Source organism: Mycobacterium sp. E2479 (genome assembly GCF_001667925.1).
Lineage (GTDB): Bacteria > Actinomycetota > Actinomycetes > Mycobacteriales > Mycobacteriaceae > Mycobacterium.
In genome coordinates this window covers 113,802-137,227 of record NZ_LZJR01000086.1, presented here as the reverse complement: position 1 = coordinate 137,227, position 23,426 = coordinate 113,802, and the positions used below count along the sequence as shown (strand labels likewise).

23 protein-coding genes are annotated in these 23,426 nt (G+C 65.2%); 8 read left to right on the top strand and 15 right to left on the bottom strand.

Annotated elements, in window-relative coordinates; genetic code table 11:
* Window positions 1-32: 32 nt before the first annotated feature.
* The 3 genes from A5686_RS12840 to A5686_RS12830 form a co-directional block, all read right to left on the bottom strand.
* Window positions 33-509 (bottom strand): MaoC family dehydratase, encoded by a 477-nt coding sequence (locus A5686_RS12840; protein WP_067934588.1) that lies wholly within the window; start codon window positions 507-509, stop codon window positions 33-35.
* Entirely contained in the window at window positions 506-1,699 is a 1,194-nt protein-coding gene (locus tag A5686_RS12835; RefSeq protein ID WP_067934586.1) for an amidohydrolase family protein, read from the bottom strand. Before A5686_RS12835 ends, A5686_RS12840 begins: the two co-directional genes overlap by 4 nt.
* Before the next feature lie 88 nt (window positions 1,700-1,787).
* Window positions 1,788-2,423, bottom strand: a complete 636-nt coding sequence (locus tag A5686_RS12830) for a cysteine hydrolase (RefSeq protein WP_067934584.1) — start codon at window positions 2,421-2,423, stop codon at window positions 1,788-1,790.
* Window positions 2,424-2,474: 51 nt separating this feature from the next.
* Here A5686_RS12830 and A5686_RS12825 point away from each other — a divergent pair, with 51 nt between their 5' ends.
* Window positions 2,475-2,912 (top strand): nuclear transport factor 2 family protein, encoded by a 438-nt coding sequence (locus A5686_RS12825; RefSeq protein ID WP_067934582.1) that lies wholly within the window; start codon window positions 2,475-2,477, stop codon window positions 2,910-2,912.
* A 7-nt stretch (window positions 2,913-2,919) separates the two neighbouring features.
* On the opposite strand, the gene A5686_RS12820 is transcribed toward A5686_RS12825, so the two are convergent.
* Window positions 2,920-3,822: a TIGR03619 family F420-dependent LLM class oxidoreductase gene (locus A5686_RS12820; RefSeq protein WP_067934580.1), complete on the bottom strand. Its 903-nt coding sequence runs from the start codon at window positions 3,820-3,822 to the stop codon at window positions 2,920-2,922.
* A 10-nt stretch (window positions 3,823-3,832) separates the two neighbouring features.
* Complete coding sequence (locus tag A5686_RS12815; protein ID WP_067934578.1) at window positions 3,833-4,939, bottom strand: acyl-CoA dehydrogenase family protein; 1,107 nt, start codon at window positions 4,937-4,939, stop codon at window positions 3,833-3,835.
* Between the two features lie 265 nt (window positions 4,940-5,204).
* Here A5686_RS12815 and A5686_RS12810 point away from each other — a divergent pair, with 265 nt between their 5' ends.
* From A5686_RS12810 to A5686_RS12790, 5 genes are read left to right on the top strand one after another with little or no spacing between them, the layout of a single operon-like run.
* A complete protein-coding gene (locus A5686_RS12810; RefSeq protein WP_067934577.1) occupies window positions 5,205-6,401 on the top strand; it encodes an amidohydrolase family protein in 1,197 nt (398 codons plus the stop codon).
* 7 nt (window positions 6,402-6,408) lie between these two features.
* A complete protein-coding gene (locus A5686_RS12805) occupies window positions 6,409-7,365 on the top strand; it encodes an acyl-CoA dehydrogenase (protein ID WP_067934575.1) in 957 nt (318 codons plus the stop codon).
* Window positions 7,362-8,564: an acyl-CoA dehydrogenase family protein gene (locus tag A5686_RS12800; protein ID WP_067934573.1), complete on the top strand. Its 1,203-nt coding sequence runs from the start codon at window positions 7,362-7,364 to the stop codon at window positions 8,562-8,564. Before A5686_RS12805 ends, A5686_RS12800 begins: the two co-directional genes overlap by 4 nt.
* Window positions 8,561-10,117: a class I adenylate-forming enzyme family protein gene (locus tag A5686_RS12795; RefSeq protein WP_067934571.1), complete on the top strand. Its 1,557-nt coding sequence runs from the start codon at window positions 8,561-8,563 to the stop codon at window positions 10,115-10,117. Before A5686_RS12800 ends, A5686_RS12795 begins: the two co-directional genes overlap by 4 nt.
* 32 nt (window positions 10,118-10,149) lie before the next feature.
* Window positions 10,150-11,106, top strand: coding sequence for an LLM class flavin-dependent oxidoreductase (locus A5686_RS12790; RefSeq protein WP_067934569.1), 957 nt, complete (start codon window positions 10,150-10,152; stop codon window positions 11,104-11,106).
* Here the strand turns inward: A5686_RS12790 and A5686_RS12785 are convergent.
* The 9 genes from A5686_RS12785 to A5686_RS12745 form a co-directional block, all read right to left on the bottom strand.
* Window positions 11,103-12,236, bottom strand: coding sequence for an amidohydrolase family protein (locus A5686_RS12785; RefSeq protein ID WP_067934740.1), 1,134 nt, complete (start codon window positions 12,234-12,236; stop codon window positions 11,103-11,105). The genes A5686_RS12790 and A5686_RS12785 overlap by 4 nt on opposite strands.
* A gap of 113 nt (window positions 12,237-12,349) precedes the next feature.
* Complete coding sequence (locus A5686_RS12780) at window positions 12,350-13,108, bottom strand: SDR family NAD(P)-dependent oxidoreductase (protein WP_067934567.1); 759 nt, start codon at window positions 13,106-13,108, stop codon at window positions 12,350-12,352.
* Window positions 13,105-13,656, bottom strand: a complete 552-nt coding sequence (locus A5686_RS12775; RefSeq protein WP_067934738.1) for an SDR family NAD(P)-dependent oxidoreductase — start codon at window positions 13,654-13,656, stop codon at window positions 13,105-13,107. The genes A5686_RS12780 and A5686_RS12775 overlap by 4 nt, the downstream gene beginning before the upstream one ends.
* Window positions 13,657-13,666: 10 nt before the next feature.
* Window positions 13,667-15,118 (bottom strand): class I adenylate-forming enzyme family protein, encoded by a 1,452-nt coding sequence (locus A5686_RS12770; protein ID WP_067934566.1) that lies wholly within the window; start codon window positions 15,116-15,118, stop codon window positions 13,667-13,669.
* Entirely contained in the window at window positions 15,115-15,915 is an 801-nt protein-coding gene (locus A5686_RS12765; protein WP_067934565.1) for an enoyl-CoA hydratase/isomerase family protein, read from the bottom strand. Before A5686_RS12765 ends, A5686_RS12770 begins: the two co-directional genes overlap by 4 nt.
* Complete coding sequence (locus A5686_RS12760) at window positions 15,912-16,727, bottom strand: enoyl-CoA hydratase/isomerase family protein (protein ID WP_067934737.1); 816 nt, start codon at window positions 16,725-16,727, stop codon at window positions 15,912-15,914. The genes A5686_RS12765 and A5686_RS12760 overlap by 4 nt, the downstream gene beginning before the upstream one ends.
* Window positions 16,724-17,971 (bottom strand): acyl-CoA dehydrogenase family protein, encoded by a 1,248-nt coding sequence (locus A5686_RS12755; RefSeq protein ID WP_067934564.1) that lies wholly within the window; start codon window positions 17,969-17,971, stop codon window positions 16,724-16,726. The genes A5686_RS12760 and A5686_RS12755 overlap by 4 nt, the downstream gene beginning before the upstream one ends.
* Window positions 17,968-18,774, bottom strand: a complete 807-nt coding sequence (locus A5686_RS12750; RefSeq protein WP_067934562.1) for an enoyl-CoA hydratase/isomerase family protein — start codon at window positions 18,772-18,774, stop codon at window positions 17,968-17,970. The genes A5686_RS12755 and A5686_RS12750 overlap by 4 nt, the downstream gene beginning before the upstream one ends.
* Window positions 18,775-18,777: 3 nt before the next feature.
* Window positions 18,778-20,028 carry a hypothetical protein gene (locus A5686_RS12745; RefSeq protein WP_067934561.1) on the bottom strand — a complete coding sequence of 417 codons (1,251 nt, stop codon included), beginning with the start codon at window positions 20,026-20,028 and terminating at the stop codon, window positions 18,778-18,780.
* 53 nt (window positions 20,029-20,081) lie between these two features.
* Here A5686_RS12745 and A5686_RS12740 point away from each other — a divergent pair, with 53 nt between their 5' ends.
* The gene (locus tag A5686_RS12740; protein WP_067934735.1) at window positions 20,082-20,909 is read left to right on the top strand and encodes an enoyl-CoA hydratase/isomerase family protein; all 828 of its coding nucleotides are present in this window, start codon (window positions 20,082-20,084) and stop codon (window positions 20,907-20,909) included.
* A 3-nt stretch (window positions 20,910-20,912) separates the two neighbouring features.
* Here A5686_RS12740 and A5686_RS12735 read toward each other — a convergent pair whose 3' ends face one another.
* Window positions 20,913-21,779, bottom strand: coding sequence for an SDR family NAD(P)-dependent oxidoreductase (locus A5686_RS12735; RefSeq protein WP_067934560.1), 867 nt, complete (start codon window positions 21,777-21,779; stop codon window positions 20,913-20,915).
* A gap of 108 nt (window positions 21,780-21,887) precedes the next feature.
* Here A5686_RS12735 and A5686_RS12730 point away from each other — a divergent pair, with 108 nt between their 5' ends.
* Window positions 21,888-23,411 carry a class I adenylate-forming enzyme family protein gene (locus A5686_RS12730; RefSeq protein ID WP_082947620.1) on the top strand — a complete coding sequence of 508 codons (1,524 nt, stop codon included), beginning with the start codon at window positions 21,888-21,890 and terminating at the stop codon, window positions 23,409-23,411.
* The last annotated feature ends 15 nt before the right edge of the window (window positions 23,412-23,426 follow it).

Here is a 23,426-nt window from a genome sequence, read left to right as displayed (position 1 = left end):
TTTGCGAGGGCGTACCGCTTTCCGGGGCCGGATTAGGCGTCGACCATCGCGGCGATCGTGTCGACCACACACGCCGGCCGATCGTTTCCCTCGACTTCGACGGTGACGCGCACCGTGGCCCGGCCGCCCCTGTCGTCACGCTCTACCTTGAGCAACTCGGCCCCGGCCCGGATGCGGGAGTCGACCGGAACGGGAGCGGGGAATCGTAGCTTGTCCGAACCGTAGTTGACCTGCATTGCCAGCCCGGTTACCCGGTAAATCTGTTGCACCAGAATGGGTACGAGCGACAACGTCAAATATCCGTGGGCTATGGTCTTGCCGTAGGGCCCGGCTGCTGCCTTCTCCGGATCGACATGAATCCACTGATGGTCGCCGGTGGCCTCGGCGAACAGGTTGATCTCGTTCTGAGTCACCTGTCGCCAGTCGCTGTAGCCGAGGTGCTCACCGACGTGCGCCTCGAATTCGGAGATGCCGTTGTACACCGTGGGAGCGGCCGGTGCTTGCGTCACGCCGGGACCTTGAGGCCCAGCTGCTCAATAGCGTTGCCGCCCATAATCTTTGCCTGTACCGATTCCGGTATCCCGTCAAGACGGTCCACGAAGCTCAGTGGGTCACCGATGCCCTCGGGGTGAGGGAAGTCCGAGCCGAACATCACGTGGTCCTCGCCCATGATGTCGATGATTCCCTGAAGGTCGTCCTCCAGGAACGGGTGGATGTAGATGTTGCGCTTGAACACCTCGACGGGATGCTCGTCGAACTCCTTGGGCATGATCTTGTACGCCGTGTTGAGCTGCTCGAGCAAATTGCGCACCCACCCGCTGCCGTTTTCGACACAGAAAATCTTCAAGTCCGGGAAGCGTGACAGCGCACCGTGGCAGATCATCGCGGCCAGGGTGTCCTCGATGGCCCGGTGGCCCATCACGACCTCGCGCAGCGCACTCGGCTTGAACGACAGATACTCGTCGCCGCCCTCCCACTCCATGAGGTGTTTCTGATATCCGCTATCGGAGGCATGCATCGTGACCGGCATGCCGGCGTTGACGACCTCTTCCCAGAACGGGTCGAACTCGGGCAACCCCATGGACCGCGAGCCGCCGAAGCGGCTGGGTACCGGCGCAGGCCGGACGAGGAACGTCTTCATACCGCGCTCCACGCCCCAGTGGAATTCCCTGATGGCCTCGTCCACCAGCGGCAGGCAGATGACGGGGGTGGGGAAGATCCGGTCGCGGTAGTTGAACGTCCAGTGCTCGTGCATCCACTCGTTGAGCGCGTGGATGATCGCGTGGGTGAGGACGACGTCATCGGTGGTGCGTTCCTCGATGAGGCTGGCGAGGGTCGGGTACATCACGCACTGGTCGATGCCCAACTCGTCCATCAGCTCCAGTCGGGGTGCCGGAGCTTGGTAGGCCGGGATGACATTCATTGCCTCGCCGATGAATTCGCGGAAGTTGAGGCCTTCAGGGTTGTTGCCCAAAAAGTAGTCCTCGGCGCTTCCCGGCCGGGCCACCCGCTCGAACGTCGGGTTGGGAATCATATGGCTGATGTGGTCCTTTACCACGAGCTTCGGCCGGCCGTTGACCTCGACGTAGCCGACCTTTCCGCGATGCTCCCTCGGCAGGTACTTCGTGAGCGCGTCCGTCGTCTCGTACATGTGGTTGTCGATGTCGAAAACCGGGTACGGCAAGGAACGGGAAGACATGGAACTTCTCCTCCTGAGCAGCGAATATGATCATTTACGCTATTTGAGAACGACGTTATCACCATCGGTCCCGAACATCCAGATCGGGTCAGGGTGTGCAGATGTCTTTCCACGCGTCCACCACGGCATCCGTAGTGGTCACGGTGCTGAGCAGTGCCAACGTGTTGTCGATGATGGACTCGGCATACTCTCGCGGATACCCACTGACCGCGTCGCGCGGCAGCACGAATTGATAGCTGCGGTTCACCGCGTCCATCACGAAGTTCTGAATGGCGATGTTCACCGAAACACCGACTCCGACAATGGTCTTGATGTTCATGTTCCGTAGCACGGAGTCGAGATCGGTACCCGTCATGGGCCCGACTCCGTGGGTCCGGGTCAGCACCAGATCGCTGGGTGCAGGTCCGAGTTCGGGCAGAACCGACGCGCCGGGACTGCCAGGGGTCAAGTCGGCCGCGAACGATTTCCCGGCGATGAAAAGCCGGGCATTGGTGTTCGACCCTAGGTTGTCGGGCCGCTTCTGAATCAGGCAATGCACGACTGCGACACCGGCCGCCCTTGCCGCGGTCAGCAGTTTGGCGATGTTGGGAATCGCTTGGCGGCGGGCCTCTTCGGCGAGAAACGGCAAGCCGGCCTGCGGCCCGATCACCCCGCCCTGGCACTCCTGGGTAACCAGCGCCGTGGTGGCAGGCGTCAGCAGGTCTTGCAGCCGTGGTTGTGGCATGAGAACACACGTTATCGTGTGCCGACAACAAACGTTAACTTGGGAGGTTAGATGGAGGCTTGGGAACTCGAAGTGCGGGAGTCGGTGCGGCAGACATTGGCCGACTACACAGCGGCCACCGATCGATTCGATCTCCACGCACTGGCCGCTTGCTTCGGGGATGACGGGGTCTTGCAGTTCACCGGAGCCGCCGAGCCACTGACCGGTCCGGCGGAAATCGAGGCCGGTCTCGGCGCCGCGGTGACCCGGCCATCGCGATCGGCGCGCCGGGCACCGACACATGTCCGGCACCATGTCGCCAGCGTCCGGTTCGGGTCGGTCGCCCGCGACAGGGTCGAGGTCAGTAGTTACTTCGCCGTTCACACGGATGTCGGGCTCGACCACTGGGGCCGCTACCGCGACGTGCTGGTCCCGGTGAACGGTCGGTGGCTATTCGCCCATCGCCGTATCAGTGTGGACGCATTCGCGGCCGACAGCCTGATGGCATGAGGAGGCGTCAGGCCGTGATGAACTGCTTGGCGAACGCGCGGGAACGATCGATGAATTCGGCCCGGTCGGCACCCTGGGGCGCGATGGTGAGCCAGGTGACCCCCGACGCGGAAAGCCTGGCGATGGTCGCGTGACGTTCGTCGGCCGATCGGCTGTCGTCCAACAGGTTTCCGGCAGAGAAGCAGATGTCCAGCGGCGTGGTGCGGCCGATTTCAGCCGCGTACTGCTTGGCCCAGTCGATGGCGAGCTCTAGGTCGTCGATCGTCGAGATTTCCGCGGTCCGCGACGCCGCGGCGTAACCGAACGTGTTGAAAGGCGCCCATCCCTGCGCGCGCGATACCGCCCGGCGGACGGCGGGCTTGCTGTTACCGCCGACCCATACCGGTGGTCGCGTCGCCGGCAACGGGCGCAGTCGGACACCGCGGGCGGTGAACGACGTTCCCTCGTAGGCGATGTCCTCACCGGTGAGCACCTTGTCCAGCACGTCCAACGCCTCGTCGAGCAATGCTCCGCGGTTGTCGAAATCGATTCCCAGAGATCTGAATTCGGGCTTGAGGTACCCCGCGGCGGTCCCGAGGATCAGTCGGCCCTTCGACAGCACGGCCAGGCTTTGGATCGACTTCGCGCCAAGAAACGGGTTGCGGTAGGCGGCGATGTAGACGTTGGTCAGCAGCTTCACGCCGGACGTTGCAGCGGCGGCGAACGCCAACGCGACGAATGGATCAAGCGCGTGGTGGCCGCCGTGATCGAGCCACTTCGCGTCGGGTGCGGGGTGGTCGGTGACGTGGACCGCCGCGAATCCGCTTGCCTCGGCAGCTCGCGCAATGTCGGCGATGGCCTCGGCGCTGACGAATTCGTCAACCGCCTCGACACGCTGGGTGGGCAGTTCGAGGGAGAAGGAGACGGTCACATGGGTCCTTTCATTCCGCAGCAGTGAAGAGATCGGCTAGGCGCTGGGCGTGGTAGTCGGGGTCCCCGAAGATCAACTGGGTGGCCTTGGCGCGCCGGACGAACAGGTGGGCATCGTGTTCCCAGGTGAATCCGATGCCGCCATGGATGCGCATGTTGTCGAGAGCGGCGTGCAGGAAGGCTTCCGAACCCACCATTTTCGCGACCGACGCCGCGGCCGGCAGGCCGTCGGTGTCGGCCACGTCGGCCGCATGCGCCGCGGCCGAACGCGCACCCTCCACCTGGACAAGCATGTCCGCGCACCGATGTTTGATCGCCTGGAAGCTGCCGATTGGTCGACCGAACTGAATTCGGTTCTTGGCGTAGTCGACGGCCATGTCGAGGCAGCGTTGCGCGGCGCCGACCTGTTCGGCCGCCAGGACGACGAGAGCGAGATCCGATGCGCGCGCCAGGAAGTTCGCGGCACCGCCGTCGCCTCCGATCAGCTCGGCCTTCGCGCCGTCGAAGCTCACCCGGGCCACCTTGCGGGTGCGGTCGAGTCCGGCCAGCGGCGTGCGATGAACACCCTCCGCGTCGCCGCGCACCGCGAGCAACGAGATGCCCGCCGGCGTGGTGGCGGCCGCCAGGACCACGTCGGCGGTGTGGCCGTCGATCACGAGCGGCGCCTCACCGTGCATCCGATAGCCGCCGCCGTCGCGGACGGCCCGCAACATCACGGCCGCGGGCTCCCATGCACCGAGTCGGCCATTGAGGATCAGCGTGGCGGTCATCGAGCCGTCGGCAAACGCTGGGACAAACCGTTCGCTCGCCCCGGTGTCGCCGCTGGCGAGAACGGCTTGTGTCGCCAGCCCGACGGTGGCGAAAAAGGGGGAGCACAACAGGGCGCGCCCCATTTCCTCGAAGACCACCGCAAGTTCGGTGATGGCGGCGCCGGCCCCGCCCCACTTCTCGGGAACGGCGATGCCGTGCAGGCCCAACTCTCCGGCCATTCGGCGCCAGGACGCCTCGTCGTACCCCGTGTCGGTTGCCATCAGCTTGCGAACCGTCTCACTGGGTGACATCGCAGTCAGGTAGTCGCGAACCATCCTGCGAAGGTCATCGACGTCACTGCCCGGCACGCGCGACCTCTCGCGCCGACCGCATCGGGACCGCGGGGTGAACCCGTTCGAGCGGAAGGGCAACCCAAAGGCTCATCCAGGTCCACCGATCATGTTGTCGGTCAGCGGCATTGATTGGGTCATATTTTCCTCTATGCGGCCGCGACCGGGCCGGCCGCTAAGCGAAGGCGTCCTGGTCATCCGGTCCGGGATGGGCATTGTCGGATCAGGATAGTATGTTTTTTGAAAATAGAGAATATTCATTCTCGTTCGAAGGAGCGAAGCGGTGACGACGAAACTCGATTACGGCATCTTTGACTGCGACACCCACTGCTACGAGACAAGGGACGCGTTCACCCGTTACCTGCCGGAGAAGTTTCGGGACCGGGCGATCACCACCGTGCGGGGTGCGGACGGCGTGGAGGTGATCCTTGCCGGGCATCGCGTCGCCACCTTCAACAGCGAAGGGGGTTTGGGTCTCGATGTCGCGTACCGGCCCGGTTCGCTCAAGGAGATGCTCAAGCAAATGGGATCGGGCAACCCTGAAGAGTCCTACGAGCCGCAACCCATGCGAGCGGAATTCATCGAGCGTGCCGCACGCCTGGGCGTCATGGCCGACCAGAACATCGAGGGTATGGTCATCTATCCGAGCGGTATGGCCCTGGCCGCCGAGCACTACGTCGATGACACACCGGCACTGTATGCCAATCTGCGCTCGTTCAACCGATGGTTTGACGAGGAGTGGGGTTTCAACTACGACGGCAAGATCTTCGCCACCGCGCTGATGTCATTGCGTGACTTGGATTCTGCGATCGCAGAGACCGAGGCGATCATCGCGCAAGGTGCGAAATTTGTGCTGCTGCCGACCGGGCCGGCCTACGGACGATCACCCGGGGACCCGTACTTCGACCCCATTTACGCGCGCCTGCAAGAGGCCGGTTGCATCTTGGTGTTCCACATCATGCCGTTCTGGTACTTCGATGCGATCTCACCCGCGTGGGGGCAGAACTCCGACCCCGCCTCTTGGCACATGTCGGCTTGGCAGTGGATGAATATCTATGGCCAGCGGCCGATCGAGGAAACGTTGTCGGCGCTCATCTTCGACAACCTCTTCGGTCGCTTCCCGGGTCTGCACGTCCTCGTCGCCGAGCACGGGGCCGAATGGGTACCATTCTTCACCAGGCACATGGACAAGAGCCGGGGGATGGGCCGCAACGGTCCGTGGATCGGAGGGAAGCTGACGGAGCGGCCGTCGGCGATCTTCCGTCGCCATGTCCGCGTCGTGCCGTACCCCGAGGACGATATCCCATCGATCGTCGCGGGCCTGGGATACGACGACTGCCTGGTAATGGGCTCGGACTATCCGCACGCCGAAGGCTTGGCCGAGCCCGCCGACTTCGTGAAACTCCTTGACCCGCTTGATGATCACGCCAAGCGGCGGATCATGCGCGACAACGCCTATCAGCTGCTCTCCCGGAGTTAACGGCCCGATGGCAGACGGAGACGTCGACCTCGACCTTCTCCAGGAGTCGGCACGGGAGTTTCTGGCCGGGCGCGCGGACAAGGGGTCCGTCAAGGACCTTGCTGCCATGGACTGGACCGGGCTGCTCGTCGATGCGGGGAGGGGCGGGGCTGGCTGGCGTCCGGTCGAAACGTGTGTCGTGGCAGAGGAGCTCGGACGAGCACAGGATAGGTCGGCATGGTTTGGCACCACGTTGGCCGCTGCCGCGGTCGCCTCGGCGTCGGACGACGTCAGGGAGCAGCTGCTGCCCGGCTTGCTGGCCGGTACCGAGACGGCGGGTCTGGCCCTCCACGATGACGCCGTGCGGGTCATCCGCGATGACATCGATTTCGTTGTCCTCCTGAGGCGCGACGGGATCCACCTGATACGCAACCTGGATCCCGCACGGTTCGAGGTGGACGGTGACTTGCTGGACGTCACGCGAACGGTATGGCGTGTCGATCTGAGCGATGCGCCTCTCGCGTTGATCGGGTCGCCCGAACGGGCCGACGAGCTGACCGCGATGGCCAGGCTGCTCGTGTCGGCCGACTCCGTCGGCGCGTTGTCCATGACCCTGGAGCGGTTGACGGCGTACCTGCGGGAGCGCGTGGCGTTCGGCGCGCCGATTGCCAGTTTCCAAGCGATTCAGCACCGGCTCGTCGAGCTCCTGGTTTTCGAGGTCAAAGCGCGGGCCGTCGTCATGCGGGGCGCCCGCGCTCTCGCCTCGGCCGACGCGAGGGCAACCGTGTTGAGTGCAGCGGCGCATGCCTTTGTAGCCGCAAACGCGCCAGCCGCGGTCGACGAATGCATGCAACTATCGGGTGGTATCGGATTTACCTGGGAGTACCCGCTGCACTTCGAGCTGCGGCGGGTCTTCACCAACGGTCACTTGGTGGGCACGGCCCGATCGAGCCGGGCGCTGCTGGCGGAGGTGTCGGGTTGGTGAGCACGTTCGGGGATCGGCCCACTGAGACGCAGCTGGCAGAGTTCAGGAATCGGGTCAGAGCACACATCACCGAACACGCACCGGCGATCGAGGCGCGCGAGGGCCACCGAGCTCCTGAGACGGCCGAACAGGAAGCCAAGCTGCGAAGGTGGTTTGCCGGCCTGTTCGAGGCGGGGCTCGTCGGAGCGGACTGGCCGGTCGAATACGGCGGTCGCGCCGATCATCACCCGCTGCATGACCGCATCGTGAGCGAAGAAATTCTGCGCGCCCGCGCACCGCGCCCGGTGGATCAGGTGAACCTCGCCGCCCACGTGCTCCTGGACTTCGGGTCCGAGCAGCAGAAGCGAACGCTGCTGCCACCGATCCGGCGCAGCGAGCACGTGTGGTGCCAGCTGCTCAGTGAGCCCGACGCCGGCAGCGACATCGCCGCGGTCCGCAGCCGCGGCGCAAGGCAGGACGATGGCGGCTGGCTTATCGACGGGCAGAAGACTTGGATCACCGACGGCCACTGGGCCGACATGGGCCTTGCGTTGATCCGCACGGATCCCACCTCGTCACGCCACCACGGGCTGTCGGTGTTTGCCGTGCCGCTCTCGGCGGAAGGCGTCGAGGTTCGTCCGATCCGCACGATCGGCGACGCGATCGAGGTCAACGAGGTGTTCCTCACCGGAGTCAGGCTCGGTGCCGAGAGCATCATCGGCGAGGTGGGTCAAGGCTGGTCGATCATCATGGCGGGCCTGGACTTTGAACGATTCGGCATCGGCGGAAACGTCATTCTGCTGGAACTGTTGATCGATGATCTAGTCACGGTGGCCAGTCATGCACAAATCGACGGCGCACCGGCGCTGAAGTCCGACGATATCCGCCAGCGGGTGGCCGAATTGGCGGTCGAGGCGGAGGTCGCCAAGGCATTCATCGATGATCACGTGGAGCGGCTGACATCGGGTGACGAGCAACCAGGCGACGGTTCGATCGCCAAATTGAGTTTTGCCGAGACCTATCACCGGGTCGCGGCCTTTGGCGCAGAGCTGGCCGCAACGGCGTCGTCCGTGGGCGCAGCCGATCATGAGGTGCGACAGGCCAAACAACGGTTGCGTGAGTGCTGGCTGTGGTCGCGTGCCTACACGATATCGGGCGGTAGCTCGGAGATGATGCGCAACATCCTCGCCAAGCGTCGGCTGCATCTGCCGAGCCGATGACCGCGCAACCTGCAGCGCAGACCTACTGGTCCCTGCTCGAGACGGCAGCGCGGGCGTACCCCGAACGCGTGGTGGTCGCCGACGATTACGGGCGTGCCCTGACGTGCGGACAGCTGCGTGAATCCGCGCTGACCTGCGCAGCGGCGCTGGCGCAGGCGGGAATTCGGCCGGGCACGGTGGTGTCATGGCAACTGCCGACCACGATCGAGACGATGGTCGTCATGGCGGCTCTGACGCGCCTCGGTGCGGTCCAGAACCCGATCCTGCCGATATGGCGGGAGAGCGAACTACGTTTCGCAACAAGGCAACTCAAGACAGAGGTCATCATCGTGCCCGGATTGTGGCGCGGCTTCGACCATACCGCGCTCGCGCGTCAGCTCGCCGATGAGCATTCGATGGCTGTGCTGGTCATCGACCACGACGCGCCCATCACCGATGTGCTTCGGCTGCCCGCCGGCGATCCGGCGGCTCTTCCCGCGTCGCCGACATCTGATGAGGACCCCCGGTGGATCTACTATTCGTCGGGCACGACGGCGGCCCCGAAAGGCGCGCGGCACTGCGACCGCTCGGTCATCGCCGGCTCGGCAGGCGTCGTCGGCATCGTCGGAGCGTCCAGTAGCGATGTCAACCCGATCGCATTTCCGGTATCGCACATCGGGGGAGCCGCCATGCTCGCCGCCAGCCTCCGCACCGGCATGCGGTTGGTGCTCTTTGACGCCTTCGATCCCGTTGAGACCCCCCTGGCCATCGCCGCGCATCGCCCGACGCTGCTGGGCAGCGCCACTCCCTTCTTTGTCGCCTTCATGGCGGCGCAGGCCAGGCACGGCGACAAGCCGCTCTATCCCCAGCTGCGCGGCTGCGTTGGCGGAGGCGCGCCGATCACTGCGGAGTTGGGTCACCAAGTGCGGCAGACGTTTTCAGTGGACGGCGTGGCCAATTCCTGGGGCCTGACCGAATTTCCGGTCGCTACCTCGCAAGCGCCGAACGGGCCCCCGGAGCTGCTGGATCATACGGTTGGAAAGCCTGTGGCAGGCGTTGCGGTACGGGTCGTCGACGAATGCGAGCGACAGGTCGCGCCAGGGGAGGATGGGGAGTTGCGGCTCAAAGGGCCGCAATGCTTCCTCGGCTACGTCGATGCTTCCCTGGATGCCCAAGCGTTCGATGCCGACGGGTGGTTTCGCACAGGTGATTTGGGGCGAATCGACGACACGGGCAACGTCATCGTGACCGGGCGCATCAAGGATGCGATCATCCGTAACGCGGAGAACATCTCGGCACTCGAGATCGAGGGGGTGCTGGCGAGCCATCCGGCGGTGGCCGACGTCGCGGTGATCGGCGTACCGGATGAGCGAACGGGCGAGCGCGTGTGCGCCGTCGTGGTCGTGCACCCAGGTGCGGCGGTGACGCTCTCGTCGGTCTTCGAATACTGTCAAGCTCGCGGGCTGAGCAAGCACAAAACGCCCGAACGACTCGAAATCGTCGATGCGCTACCTCGCAACCTCACCGGCAAGGTGCTCAAGAACGAACTACGCACCCAGTTCGGGAGTCGGTGAATCCAGAGTAACGGGAGGACATCGGGCCAATAATGTTCACGCTGAGGTTCGACATGCGGGCGCCGTCGATAGGGGCGCATCCGACAGAGCTGTACGCCGCGGCCAGCGAGATGGCGGCGTGGGCGGAAACCCGGGGCTGTGTCGCGGCGGTGCTGTGCGAGCATCATTGCGCCGACGACGGTTACCTGCCCTCGCCCCTGATGCTGGGCGCGGCGATCGCCGCACGCACCAAACAGCTGATGCTGAACCTGGTGATCATCCTCCCGTTCTATGACACCGCGAGATTGGCCGAGGACATGGCGGTCCTGGACCACATCAGCGCGGGCCGCGCGAGCTATGTGTTCGGGATCGGTTACCGCGCAGAGGAGTTCGACCACTTCGGTCTATCACTGTCGGATCGGGGCCGACTGGCCGACGAGAAGCTCGGCATCCTTCGTCGGTTACTGGCCGGCGAGCAGGTCGAACACGGCGGCCGCCGGATGAGGGTGACGCCGCGACCGCGCACGCCAGCAGGGCCGATGATGATGTGGGGTGGGGCGAGCCTGGCCGCTGCCAGGCGGGCCGGGCGCAACGGTCTCGGACTGCTCGCCAACGGGGTGGTGCCGGGAATGAAGGAGGCCTACGAGCAGGCCTGCCGCGAAAGTGGTTTCGAGCCGGGATTCACGCTGCTTCCCGAACGCGATACGGCCACAAATTGTTTCGTCGCGGACGACGTCGATGCCGCATGGGACGAGATTGGCAAGTATCTGTTGCACGACGCGATGGCGTACTCGGAGTGGAATCCGGCCAGCACGGTGTCGGCGAACATCACACCCGCCAAGACCGTCGACGAGCTGCGTAGCGCGGCGTCCTCCCACGTGATCCTGTCCGTAAGCGAGGCGAGGGAGCGCGTAAAGGCGGGGGAGATGTTCAACATCGCACCGTTGTGTGGCGGCATTCCGCCGGACATTGCCTGGACCTACCTCGAGCGCTTTGCCGAACTTGGCTAGAGGCCGATGAGCTCCCTGAGGTTGCCGCCCATCACTCGTGCCGTGGTGACCGCGGGCAAATGCTCGAGTTCCTTGACGAAGTCCGTCGGCGCCGCCAACCCCTCGGGATGCGGGTAGTCGGATCCGAACATCACGCGATCCGCACCGAGGATGTCGATGAGATGCGACATGTCCTCCTCGTGAAATGGGTTCACCCACACATGCCTGCGGAAGACATCACAGGGGTGCTCGCTGAATTCACGTGGCTTCTTGCGGTACACCCGATCGAATACATCCATCAAGCGCTGGGCCCACGAGCCGCCGTTTTCGACCACACCGATGCGCAGGCCGGGAAACCGCTCGAACACCCCGTGCGCGATGAAAGCGGCGAGCGTGTCGAAGATGTGGCGGCTCTCCTCGTAGATGAACCCGCGGAACTTCGTCAGCTGGAAGCCCTGGAACTCGTCGCCGCCCTCCCAGTCGGAGAGGTAGCGGTCGTAACCGGCGTCGGAGTTGTGCATCTGGACCGCGATACCCGATGACTCGACCATCCGCCAGAAGTCGTCGAACTCGGGCAGGGCGGGTGAACGCGAGGTGCCGTCCTCCCGCGGTACCGGCGCCGGCCGAATCAGGACCGTCTTCGCTCCGTTCTCCAGGCACCACTCGAGCTCTTGGACGCCCTTCGCCGGATCATTGAGCGAGATCGCCGGGACCGCGAAGATGCGGTTCTGATAGTTGAACGTCCACTCGTCGAGCAGCCAGCGGTTGAAGGCGTGAGTGACCGCATGGGTGAGCTCCGTGTCGGACTTCGTCCGTTCTTCGAGCATCCCGGCCGTGGTCGGGAACATCACCGCGCCGTCGACACCTTGGCGGTCCATCAACGCCAGGCGCAGGTCGGGGCGCCGGAACTCGTCGGGACAACGGATCGGCTCGGCGAGTTCGCGCAGCGTCTTGCCCTCCGGGTTGATCCCGCGGTAGTAATCGGCCCACGCGCCAGGGGTGGGGATCACCTCGTAGGTCGGGTTGGGAATGGTCTCGGTGATGACACCGAGGACCTGGAGCTTCTTGCGGCCGTTGACGTCGACGAACTTCAGCGCGTCGGAATACTTCTCCGGCAGATATCGCGTATAGGCGTCGATCGTTTCGTACATGTGGTTGTCGGCGTCCCACACTTCGAATGCTTTGTCGTCACTCACAACGCCTCCTGTAATTGAGAATTATGATTCTCACACTAGCAAACGACCGTATTCGACTGCGATCGGCGCTACAGGTTCATGAAATGGCCGCCGTCGACGCCCAGGGTCTGCCCGGTGATGTAACGGGCGGCCGGGCCCACCAGAAATGCGACGGCGGTCCCGATATCTCGCTCGGGATCACCGATCCGGCCTAGCGGCACCCGTCGCGACAGGCGTTCTTCCATCGCTGGGTCGGCTTCGATCGCGGCGGTCATCGCAGGCGAATAGGCAAGCGGTGAAACCACATTGACGGTAATTCCGTGGGGCGCCCATTCGCGGGCCAGGCTCTTCGCGAAACCGCGAAGCGCACCCTTCATCGTCGCGTAGAGGGGAAGCGTGGCGCTGCCCTCGATACCCGCCGGCGAGGTCATGACCAGGAAGGTGCCGCCACGTGCTTTCAGCGCATCGAATGCCGCGGCCGCGCAGTTCTGGGCGCCGCCGATCGACACCGAGTAGTGGTCTTCCCACAGCGGCCGGCTCACCTCCTCGAGCCGATGCGGCTGGCTGGAACTGCTGCTCGTGGCGTTGTGTACTACCGCGTCGAGCCGGCCGGTGGCGGCAAGAGCGGCGTTCACAGCCTCCGCGACCTGTTCGGGTACGGTTACGTCGCAACGCGTCCAGGTTGCCCGCTGCCTTCGTGCGGAGATCCCGCCGACAACATCGCATCCGGATTCCGCGCGGGTTGCCACCACGACATGCGCGCCTTCGGCGGCGAGGGCCCTCGCGATACCACGTCCCACACCTGCCCCGGAACCGGTCACCAGGACCGTGTGACCGTCCAGCCTCACGGCACCATCACCGAACCCCCGTCCGCAACAATGGTCGCCCCGACGAGGTGATCCAGGTCGCGACGGAGCAGGAACTTCGTTGTCTCCACAAGGGAGTGGATCAGCGTGTGGTCATCACAGAACGCCGGCGCGGTCAGATGGGACGCGTCAACGCCCGGCGCGAACAGACTTACCGGCGCTGCGACGAGGTTGACTGTCACGCCGTGAGAACACCATTGCCGCGCTGCCGATTTCGCCATCGCCCGGATACCCTCAATAGCCGTCGTGTAGCCCACCAATCCGGCGGCCCCCGCGATGCCGATCGTCGGAACGACGAGCACGATTCGGCCGCCGTGCTGCCTCATGGCGGAATGGGCATGTTGCAGAGCAACGAGCGCCCGCCACATCGTCTCGCCGGCATCCACCGTCGTCGAGCCGGGGCCGACGACGACTACGACAGCGTCGATCGGGGGCGCTAGTGGCGCATCGATTTCTGCTGCGACAGCGCCGAGTCCGTCGGTGAGCGCGGTCGTCAGCGGGTCGCCGGGGCCGAGAACGACTGTTGACATGTTGGGCACCTCAGCTTTTGGCGAGCGCCGCGAGTTCGCGTTTGACCACCTTGCCCACGTCGTTTCGCGGCAACTGCTCGACGAACACGATGCGCACGGGCACGCGGTACGGCGTCAGGCGCTCGCGGCACCACGACACGAGACCGCCTTCGGAGATCGACTCGTCGCCTTTCACCACGAACGCCCACGGCACCTCGCCAACCCGCTCGTCGGGGATACCCACCACGGCCGCTTCGCGCACTCCGTCGGCCGCCACCAACACGTCCTCGACGGCGCCCGGAAACACCTTGAGCCCACCGCGGTTGATCATGTCCGACACGCGGCCATCGAGCCACAGGAACCCGTCGTCGTCGAACCAACCCAAGTCACCGGTGTGGAACCAGCCGTCGTCGGTGAGCCGGTCCAAGAAGGCGGCATCGATCTTTCGGGCGGCGGTCGTGGGCGTGCGGACCATCACCTCGTCGTCGGCGATCGTGACGTCGATGCCTGGCAGTGGCCGCCCGACGGACCCGAGTTTGGTCTCACCCCATTCGCGGGCGTCCGCAGCCGACCAGCCCACCACCTCGCCACCCAGCTCGGTCTGGCCGTAGGAGTTCAGCACGATCACCCCGAATTTGTCCCGGAATCTGCCCGCCTGGACCGGCGAAAGTGGAGCGGTGATCGACCGCACGATCTTCAGTGGCGACAAGTCGTTCACCGAGTCGTCGTGCAGGACCATAGTGAGTGCCGCGGGCGGCAGCACCGTGGACCGCAGCTGGTGCCGTCGGACCAGCGCGGCGAAGTCGGTAGGCGAGAAGCGGTCCATCAAAACAACGCCCGACCCGGCCCGGAATGCGAACAACACCTGATAGATGCCGGCCCACAGCGACAGCGACAGCGGCACCAGGTTCGGCATCGGAGGGCGCTTCGGTTTGTCAGTGGCTGGTTTCGTCCCGCGAAGTTTAGCGAGGAGTCGATCGATGAGGTCGAGCACCGTGGTGTGACGCAGCGGCACCGGCTTCGGTGGGCCGGTTGTGCCAGAAGTGAACTGCAGCAGGGCCACATCTGCGTCGTACTGGCGGGGATCGCCCTGGTGGTGTGTGCCGGCGGTCGCCGCCCACGACAGGTCCTTGCCGCTCACGATGGGCAATTGGAAAGTCGTGAAGCGTTCGGCCAGTTCGGAAGTCGTGACGATGGCAACGGGGCGCAACGTCTCGAGTTGAGTCACGATCTCGGCGTCCGCAGCCCTGGGATTCAGTGGCGTGTACACGCCGCCGGCGCGCCACACGCCGAACAGCGCCGCTATGGTGGTGGCTTCGTTGGGCAGCATCGCGGCGACAACCTGCCCCTGCGTCAGGCCCCTCTCGGCGAGCAACCCGCTGAGCTGGTCGGCACTGGCCTTCAGCTCATCGCGGGACACATCGGCGTCCAGCGTGTGCACCGCGACCTCGGGTAGGGCGTCCAGCAGCTGCGCGAGACTCACGAATCGGCCTCCAATGGCGCCCAGTTCGGAGTTCGCTTGTCCGCGAAGGCCACCGGTCCCTCGTTTTGATCCGGGTGTCCCCACATCGACGTCAGGTGCTTGGCGCCGGCCCGACACGCATCCGTGAGGCCGTACTCCAAAGCGCCCCACAGCGCCCGCTTGGTGGCGCGCATCGCGGCGGGAGAATTCTTGGCGATCTTCTCGGCCAGCTCCTGGGCGACCTCGCGCAGCCTGTCGGGCGGATCGACGACCTGGCTGATCATGCCGAGCTCGTATGCCCGCTGGGCGCTCAGCCGCTCGTGGCTGCCGACCAGCGCCATCCGTAACACGGCCTCGGCGGGCATCTTTCGCATCAGGGCGATCGTCTCCAGTGCACTCACCTGGCCAATCGACACGTGCGGGTCGACGAAGCTCGCATCCGACGACGCGATGACGATGTCGGCGTCGGCCACCCAGTGCAACCCGCCGCCGGCGCAAACCCCGTTGACGGCCGTGATTACCGGCTTGTCGACGTTGCAGTGCCACGCCGTCAACTTCAGGTCCAAGGTCCTCATCGTTTCCTGAAACTGCAACACGGCCTCGCCGTCGAGCTCTTCGACATCGGCGCCCACCTGGAAGGCCCGCCCATTACCGGTATGAACGATGACCCGGACTTCGGGGTCGGCGTTCAATTCCGCCCATGCCCTGGGGAATTCCTCGCGCATCACGACGTCGTACGCATTGAGCCGGCCCGGCCGGTCGTTGATGATCCAACCGACCGGCCCGCGCCGCTGCACGACAAGCCGCTGATACGTCATGAAGCCTCCACTGCGTCCGACAGCGGTTGCCACTGAGGCGTGCGCTTCTCGCGCCATGCCCGGACGCCCTCGCCGTGATCGGGGTGATTGCGCAACCGCCAGATTTCCTCGGCGGCGTCGTTGCGGGCTTGGGTCAAACCGACTTCCAGAGAATGCCACAGCGCCTTCTTTGTGGCGCGCAGGGCCGTCGGCGCATTCGTGGCAATCGCGGCGGCGAGCCGCGCTGCCGCGGGGCGGAGCTGGTCGGCCGGTGTCACGTCGGACACAATGCCCAACTCGTAGGCGCGCCGCGCCGAGATGCGTTCGCCGTTACCACTCAACGCCATTCGGGTTATTGCTTCCATCGGCGATTTACGCAGTAACGTGATCGCTTCGTACGCGACGGCCTGGCCGACCGAGACGTGCGGATCGACGAATGAGGCTCCGTCGGCCGCAATCACGATGTCGGCGTCGGCCACCAGGTGCAGACCACCTCCTGCGCAAATCCCGTTGACGGCCGCGATCACTGGCTTCCACACGCCGCAGTGCCACGACGAGATCTTCAATTCGGCATCCCTGGTGCGCCGCGAGTGCCGGCGCATCGCCTCCTTGTCGCGCGCGACCTGAACCACATCCATTCCGGTGCAGAATGCCTTCCCGTTGGCGGTATTCACGATTACCCGAACGTCGGGATCGCCGTCCAGCGCGGCCCAGGCGGACTCGAGTTCGTCGAGCATCAACGAGTCGAAGGCGTTGCCCGCGTCCGGCCTGTTCAGGATGAGCCAGCCGATGCCGTCGCATACCTCCACCACCAGCCGCTGGTAGCTGGTCACGAGCGCGGGATATCCTTCCAGGGCTTGCCCTTCCATGGGTCCGGCTCCTTGGGCAACCCGAGCACACGCTCACCCAAGATGTTCTTGTTGATATCAGTAGTGCCCCCCTCGGTGGCGTTGGCGAGGCTGCGCATCATTCCGTGTACATCGCGTGGCAGGGCATCGGGGTCGTCGGTGGCCGGCCAGGCGACAGCGTCTGTGCCCAGCAGATCGACCATGAGGTCCTGAATCTGTTGGTTCAACGTGGCCTGGTGCACCTTGCCGATCGAGGATGCGGCGCCGGGGGACTGGCCGGCCGAAAGCGCCGCGCGCACGCGGGCGTTGGTCCAGCCCCGGATCTGCTCCTGTGCCCACAACCGCATGACTTTGTTACGGATGACGGGGTCGTCCCACCGGCCGGTCTCCTGTGCAAGAGTTATCAGGCGTTCGGCGCCGGAGCCACCGAGCCGGCCCATGCCTCCCGACCCGGAACCCGAAACCATCTGTCGTTCACTGGACAACGTTGATGCGCTGACTCGCCATCCGTCGTTGACCGCTCCCACGCGCTGCGCGTCGGGAATTCGTGCGTCGTCGATGAACACCTCGTTGAACTCCGACTCGCCGGTAATCTGGCGCAGCGGCCTCACAACAACGCCAGGTTGGTGCATATCGAGCAGAAAGTAGGTGATGCCCTGGTGTTTGGGCGCCTCCGGATCGGTTCTGGCGAGCAGGATCGCAAAATCGGCCTCGTCGGCCCACGTGGTCCACACCTTCTGCCCGGAGATCACCCAGGTATCGCCGTCCTTAACGGCGCGGGTGGCCAGCGACGCAAGGTCGGACCCGGCCCCGGGCTCGCTGAAGAGCTGGCACCACTTCTCCTCGTTGCGCACAATCGGCGGCAAGAACCGCAGCCGCTGTTCCTCGGTGCCGTGGCTGAATAGCGCCGCCGCGGCATTGTTGAGCCCCAACGGATTCAGCCGCGTGAGCCGCAGCGGACGGAGCACCTCCTCGACCGCGCGGGCGACCTCGTTGCCGACACCCAGGCCGCCGTGTTCGCGCGCCCACGTCGGCACGACGAGGCCGGATGTGGCGAAGACCGGATACCACTTCCGATAGTCCGCCGAACTGCGCACCGTCCGCAGCGCAGCGGGTCCGTTGGCGGCGGCCGTCCGCCAGGTGGCGGGCACCTCGGTTTCGACCCATCGCTCGACCACCGCGACGGCGTCGGCGGCGCTGGTGGCTTCGTTGATCGGCAGTGCGGTCATCGCCCTTGAAACTTTGCATCGCGTTTGTCCCGGAAAGCGGCCAACCCTTCGCGGAAATCCTCACTGCGGCTGGACAGTTCGAGTGCCATCGCCTCGTTCTGCAGGTGGCGGTCGAGGTCGAGCCCGTTGCCGCTCTGCAGCAGCCACTTGGTCAGACCCAGTGCCACTGTGGGGGCATCGGAAAGGGCGGTGACCAATTCGCTTGCAGCATACTCTAATTGACTCTCAGCAACGGCATCGTGGATGATGCCCCACTCGACCGCGGTGGTCCCCGAGATCTCCCTGCCGAGCATTAAGAGCTGGCGCGTGCGAACCATGCCGATCAGCCGAGGCAGCAGCCAGGCCGCGCCGCTGTCCGGGGTGAAGCCGCGGGCCATGAACGGTTCCCAGAACCGCGTATCGTCGGCGGCCACGCAGAAGTCGGCGGCCATCGCGATGTGGAACCCGAGACCGGCGGTCCAACCGCGCACCACCGACACGATGGGGACCTGCGTCTCGAGCATCAATGGGATTAGGCGGTTGGCCTTGTTTGGCAACCGGCGCTGTGTACTGCCCACCCGCGGCTTGCGCTCCGAGCGAGCGTTGTTGGCGATCAGATCCGATCCGGCGCAGAAGTCCGGCCCCTCGGCGTCGATGCGGATGACACGCACCGATTCGTCAGTGCCTGCGGCGGCCAGATGCGCGATCAACGCGTCGAGCATCACGTCGTTGACCGCGTTGCGGCGGTCGGCACGGTCCAACGTCAGGCGCAGGGCCGGGCCCTGTTGTTCGGCGCGCAGACCGGGCACGCTGTCGTAACTCATGTCTCAGCGCTCGGTGAATTGTGCTGACACCACGGTGAGCAGCTCCGCGAGGTTCCTCGCCCCGCCGGGTGGATCCGGAAGCCGGACGGGTCCGTGCTCGCGGCTGGGCAGCAAAATCGTCGCGTACCCGGGCGCCGTGACCTGGCCACGGTGGTTGGTCGCAGCCAGCTCGAGGTCGACGGCGGGACGGTCACCCGCGGCGAGGTACTTGTGCACCACCCTTCCAGTGATGGTGTGCAGGTCGCCGACGTAGTTGAACAGCCGGAACTCGCAGCCGAGCTTCCACAGCCATCCGTCGTCACCCATCCAGTCCGTGCACAAGTGGATGAGCCACGTCTCGCGCATGCGACCGTAGTCGAAGGTGGTGGGATTACCCGCATTGCGGGCGGCGTCAGGCTCCCAGTGCACGCGCTGCTGCGCATCGGGCACACCGTATTCGTTGGGCGTATAAAAGCGAGGAATGCGGCGCCGGTTGCGCCATGCCAGCCGCAGGGGACGCACGCCATACATTCCGGTCCCCATGCCGACATGCCAACAGACCATGTCGGTGACCGTGAGCGGGCCTTTCGTCAACGGCCCGACGTCGTCGCCATCATTGACGTCCTCCCACCATCGCGGTTCGGCGCCGCGCGGCGACTCGTGCGCGTATCTCTCGTCCAGTTCCGCGATCTCATCGGGGTTCCAAGACTTCAGTTCGACTTCGTCATACTTCTTGCGCCCGCGCGCCTTGCTGCGCTCGGTCCGGATCATGTTGCGATACTGGCCACCCAGGATGACGCCTTCGTCGTCGCGAAACACCTGTGCCGACCATTCGTGGACGGCGCGGTCGGCGAATTCGCTCGTCTTGTCCAACGCTGCGACCAGAGCGTTGCGCCGGAAGACCCGGTGGTTAGCGCGCAAGGGTGCCCACCATTCGCGCGACGACGAGGCGTAGAAGGCATGGACGCCGCGCAACGGATCGCCTTTGGTCAGTTCGCGGTCTTCATCGGAGAGCGTGGTCACCTCGTCCTCACCGATCAACGTGTCACCGCCGACCAGCGCCGGCGGGGCGATGGACTCGCCCCACACGGATTTGGCAGCGTACTCGGGATCGGCCCACAGCGGGTTGGCGTCGCCGTAGCTCTCAGCCACGTGGCGGAAGCTGTCCTCGTTCGGGCGAAAGTAATGAGGCGGCTGGGTATGCGGAACGGCGATACCGATTGTCGCGCGCAGCCGGGCCAGTCCCTCGTCGGTAATGTGACCGGTTTCCGGCATGAGAATTAAGATACCCGAAAAACGGAAACGCAGTTAACGCAGGGGACGCGATGATGAGAGACGAAGCGCCGGGCATCGTGGTGGCCGTCGGTGACGACGGAGTGCAACGAATTACCATCGACCGGCCCGATGTCGGAAATTCGTTGTCGCCCTTAGCTCGTGATGCGCTCACGGATGCATTCACGCGGGCGCACAACGATCCCGGTGTTCGTGCCGTGCTGTTGCGCGCGACGGGCGAGCGACACTTCTGTGCGGGCGCGGGCCTGGCGCCACGGGCGTCGGACGCCGACCCGTCCGCGCAACCCGTTGCCGACAAGCGGCCCGGCGATGTCGCTCGGATGCTCCAGCAGGGGTGGCAGCGGTTGGTTGCGTCCATATTGGACTGCGACAAACCAGTGGTCGCCGCGGTCCGGGGCACCGCTGCGGGCGCGGGGGCCAGTCTGGTGCTGGCGTGCGATCTGGTCGTCATGTCCACGGAGGCAAAGCTTGTCGAAGCGTTCGTGCACCGGGGGATCCTGCCGGATTCGGGCGCCATTCACCTCCTGACCCGAATCGTGGGGCTGCGTAAGGCCACAGAACTGCTGATGCTCGGCGAGCCCGTCGATGCCGCGACGTGCGAGCGCCTGGGGCTCGTCAACCGCGTCGTCGCGCCCGACGACGCCGACGCCACGGCCGAAGAGATCGTCGGACGGCTCGCCGCCGGCCCGACGGTGATGCTCGCACTCACCAAGCGATTGTTGGCGGTGTCGTCGGAGTCCGGTCGCGATCGCGCATTCGAACAGGAGGCGTGGGCGCAGGAGGTCGTGTCGCAGACTGCGGACTTGACTGAGGGTTTACGGGCGTTCGCCGAGCGACGCACGCCGCGATTCCAAGGGTTCTGAGGTTCAGCCCTTCGTCGGCCCCCCGCGGATCGTGAATGTCGAACTGTCGTCGATCCGGTCGATCGAGTCGGCCACGGCCTCTGCGGTGAGCCCACCATCCTCGATGCCCTTGGTGACTCCGATGAAGACACGCGAAACCTGGCCGCCGCCCACCGAGTAGATGTGGGCCGTTCGATCACAGCTGCGGTGTGACAGGTAGACGACCACCGGGGTGACGAGTTCTGGGTCCATGGCCTTACCCGCCTCGCCCATGATGTCCTCGGTCATCCGCGTACGCGCGATTGGTGCGATGGCGTTGATGGCGATACCGTTGCGCTGTCCCTCGATGGCCAGCACGTGCATCATCCCGACCACGCCCATCTTCGCCGCGCCGTAATTCGCCTGACCGAAGTTGCCGAAAAGCCCGGTCCCCGAAGTCGTCTGGACGATCCGTCCGTAGTTTTGCTCGCGCATGATCGGCCATACCGCGCGCGTCACGTTGAACGTGCCCTCGAGGTGGACTGTAATCACCGCGTCGATTTGATCGGCCGTCATGTTCTTGAACGCGGCATCGCGCAGGATTCCCGCGTTGTTGATCAGAATGTCCACCTGCCCGAAGGCGTCCATCGCCGCCGCCACGATGGCCGCGCCCCCCGCCTCGGTGGCGACCGAGTCATGGTTAGCGATCGCCGTCCCACCTGCGGCGGCGATCTCATCGACCACGCTTTCGGCCGCCGATGTCGAGGCACCACTGCCGTCCACCGCGCTACCCAGGTCGTTGACCACGACTCGCGCACCGCGCCGAGCGAGCTCCAAGGCGTGGCAGCGGCCCAAACCGCCGCCGGCCCCGGTCACGATGGCTACCTGGTTGTCGAAAGTCATTGACTGCATGTGTGAGAGGTTACATTTACTCAATCGAGAACAATCATTTGCATCGGAGGAAGCACCATGAGCGGCCCGACTGAGTTGCTGCGACATGCGCGCCGGCGAGCCGAACAAATGCGACCCGGCTACCGCGCAGCCGGTTTCTGGACAGCGCAGCCCGTCGACGTGCTGCGATCCACCGCGGCGCGGCACTCCGCTCGGACGGCCGTCGTCGATCGGGGAACCGAATTGACCTACGGTGAACTGGACAAGCGGGTCGATGCGGCCGCCCACGCCATGGTGAATGCCGGCGTGGCGCCGGGCAGCGCGATTGTCGTGGTTGTCGGTAACGATGTGGACTCGGTGGTAGCGGTCCACGCGGCGCTGCGCGCCGATGCGGTGGTGCTGCTCGTGCCGCGCAGTGCGGGAACCAGACAGATCGCGGACATTCTCACGCGCACCGGTGCCGAATTCGGCGCAGCGCCGAACTGGGCCGCCGGCGCTGAACCAGCCCTGGCTGGGCGTTGTTGCTGGATCGAACCGTGCGCCGGCGAGCCGGTGGGTGCCGCGCAGGCGTTGCGTCCAGCGCGGTCGGCCGACGAGCCCTGCTTTGTGCTCTATACCTCGGGCACGACGTCTCGACCCAAGGGCGTGATCCACTCCTTGAGCACGCTGATCAAGGCGTCGGCGAACTACATCGCGGGGGCGGGCCTGGGTCCGGACGACCGGATCTTTCTGATCAGCCCGCTGGCATCGGTTACCGGGGTGGTGCAGGCGCTGTTCATCGGTCCGATGCTCGCGGCACCGGTGACTCTCGAGGACCGATGGGACCCGGCGGCGACGTGTGATCTGCTGGTCGATTCCGCTGCGACATGGTACGGCGGCCCTGATCGGCTGCTGAACCGGATGCTCGACGAGGCGGTGGCCCGAAACAGGAAAATCCCTTTGCGTGCAGTGTATCTCGGCGGCACCATGTTGGATCGGCGCATCGTGGAGCGAATCGAGAACGAGTTCGGCATCATCGTCATGCGGGCATACGGATCGTCCGAAGTGCCGGTGAGCACCTCGGGCCTGCGCGGCGAGCCCGCACAGGTGCGCCACGCCGATGACGGCGTCCCGCTCAATGACGTGGATGTGCGGGTCGGCTCCGCCGGCGACCCGACGGAATGCTGTGTCCGTGGTCCGCATGCGTTCCTCGGATACACCGACGCCTCGGACGACGCCGAAGCCTTCGACGGGGACTGGTTCCGCACAGGCGATGTGGCGGACCTGACCGACGGTCGGATACGGATCATCGGCCGGATCAAAGAGATCGTGATCCGCAACGGGATGAAGATTCCCACAGCGGAGGTCGAAGAGGCTGTCGCGCGGATCGACGGAGTACGAGAATGCGCGGCATACTCCGTCGCCGACGCTGTGACCGGGGAGCGGCTGGCAATGGCAATGGTTCTCGACACCGATGTCCAGATGTCGTTGTCGGACGTCGCCAATGCGCTCGTGTCGGCGGGGTTGCCCAAATACAAGCTGCCCGAGGAACTGGTGTTCTGGGAGGAGTCACTTCCCGTCAACGCCAATGGGAAGATCGATAGGAACACACTCGATGCGCGGTCCGCAGGCCGGCAGCGTTTGCTGGCCGCGCGTCTTGTCGTGACCGGGTGAGGGTGGTGCCCCGCA

Excerpts from the sequence above, each read along its gene's own strand:
- A5686_RS12835 (WP_067934586.1), bottom strand. The coding sequence starts at position 1,699 with ATGTCTTCCCGTTCCTTGCCGTACCCGGTTTTCGACATCGACAACCAC.
- A5686_RS12830 (WP_067934584.1), bottom strand. The coding sequence starts at position 2,423 with ATGCCACAACCACGGCTGCAAGACCTGCTGACGCCTGCCACCACGGCG.
- A5686_RS12825 (WP_067934582.1), top strand. The coding sequence starts at position 2,475 with ATGGAGGCTTGGGAACTCGAAGTGCGGGAGTCGGTGCGGCAGACATTG.
- A5686_RS12805 (WP_067934575.1), top strand. The coding sequence starts at position 6,409 with ATGGCAGACGGAGACGTCGACCTCGACCTTCTCCAGGAGTCGGCACGG.
- A5686_RS12795 (WP_067934571.1), top strand. The coding sequence starts at position 8,561 with ATGACCGCGCAACCTGCAGCGCAGACCTACTGGTCCCTGCTCGAGACG.
- A5686_RS12790 (WP_067934569.1), top strand. The coding sequence starts at position 10,150 with ATGTTCACGCTGAGGTTCGACATGCGGGCGCCGTCGATAGGGGCGCAT.
- A5686_RS12785 (WP_067934740.1), bottom strand. The coding sequence starts at position 12,236 with ATGTACGAAACGATCGACGCCTATACGCGATATCTGCCGGAGAAGTAT.
- A5686_RS12775 (WP_067934738.1), bottom strand. The coding sequence starts at position 13,656 with ATGTCAACAGTCGTTCTCGGCCCCGGCGACCCGCTGACGACCGCGCTC.
- A5686_RS12765 (WP_067934565.1), bottom strand. The coding sequence starts at position 15,915 with ATGACGTATCAGCGGCTTGTCGTGCAGCGGCGCGGGCCGGTCGGTTGG.
- A5686_RS12755 (WP_067934564.1), bottom strand. The coding sequence starts at position 17,971 with ATGACCGCACTGCCGATCAACGAAGCCACCAGCGCCGCCGACGCCGTC.
- A5686_RS12750 (WP_067934562.1), bottom strand. The coding sequence starts at position 18,774 with ATGAGTTACGACAGCGTGCCCGGTCTGCGCGCCGAACAACAGGGCCCG.
- A5686_RS12745 (WP_067934561.1), bottom strand. The coding sequence starts at position 20,028 with ATGCCGGAAACCGGTCACATTACCGACGAGGGACTGGCCCGGCTGCGC.
- A5686_RS12740 (WP_067934735.1), top strand. The coding sequence starts at position 20,082 with ATGAGAGACGAAGCGCCGGGCATCGTGGTGGCCGTCGGTGACGACGGA.
- A5686_RS12735 (WP_067934560.1), bottom strand. The coding sequence starts at position 21,779 with ATGCAGTCAATGACTTTCGACAACCAGGTAGCCATCGTGACCGGGGCC.
- A5686_RS12730 (WP_082947620.1), top strand. The coding sequence starts at position 21,888 with ATGCGACCCGGCTACCGCGCAGCCGGTTTCTGGACAGCGCAGCCCGTC.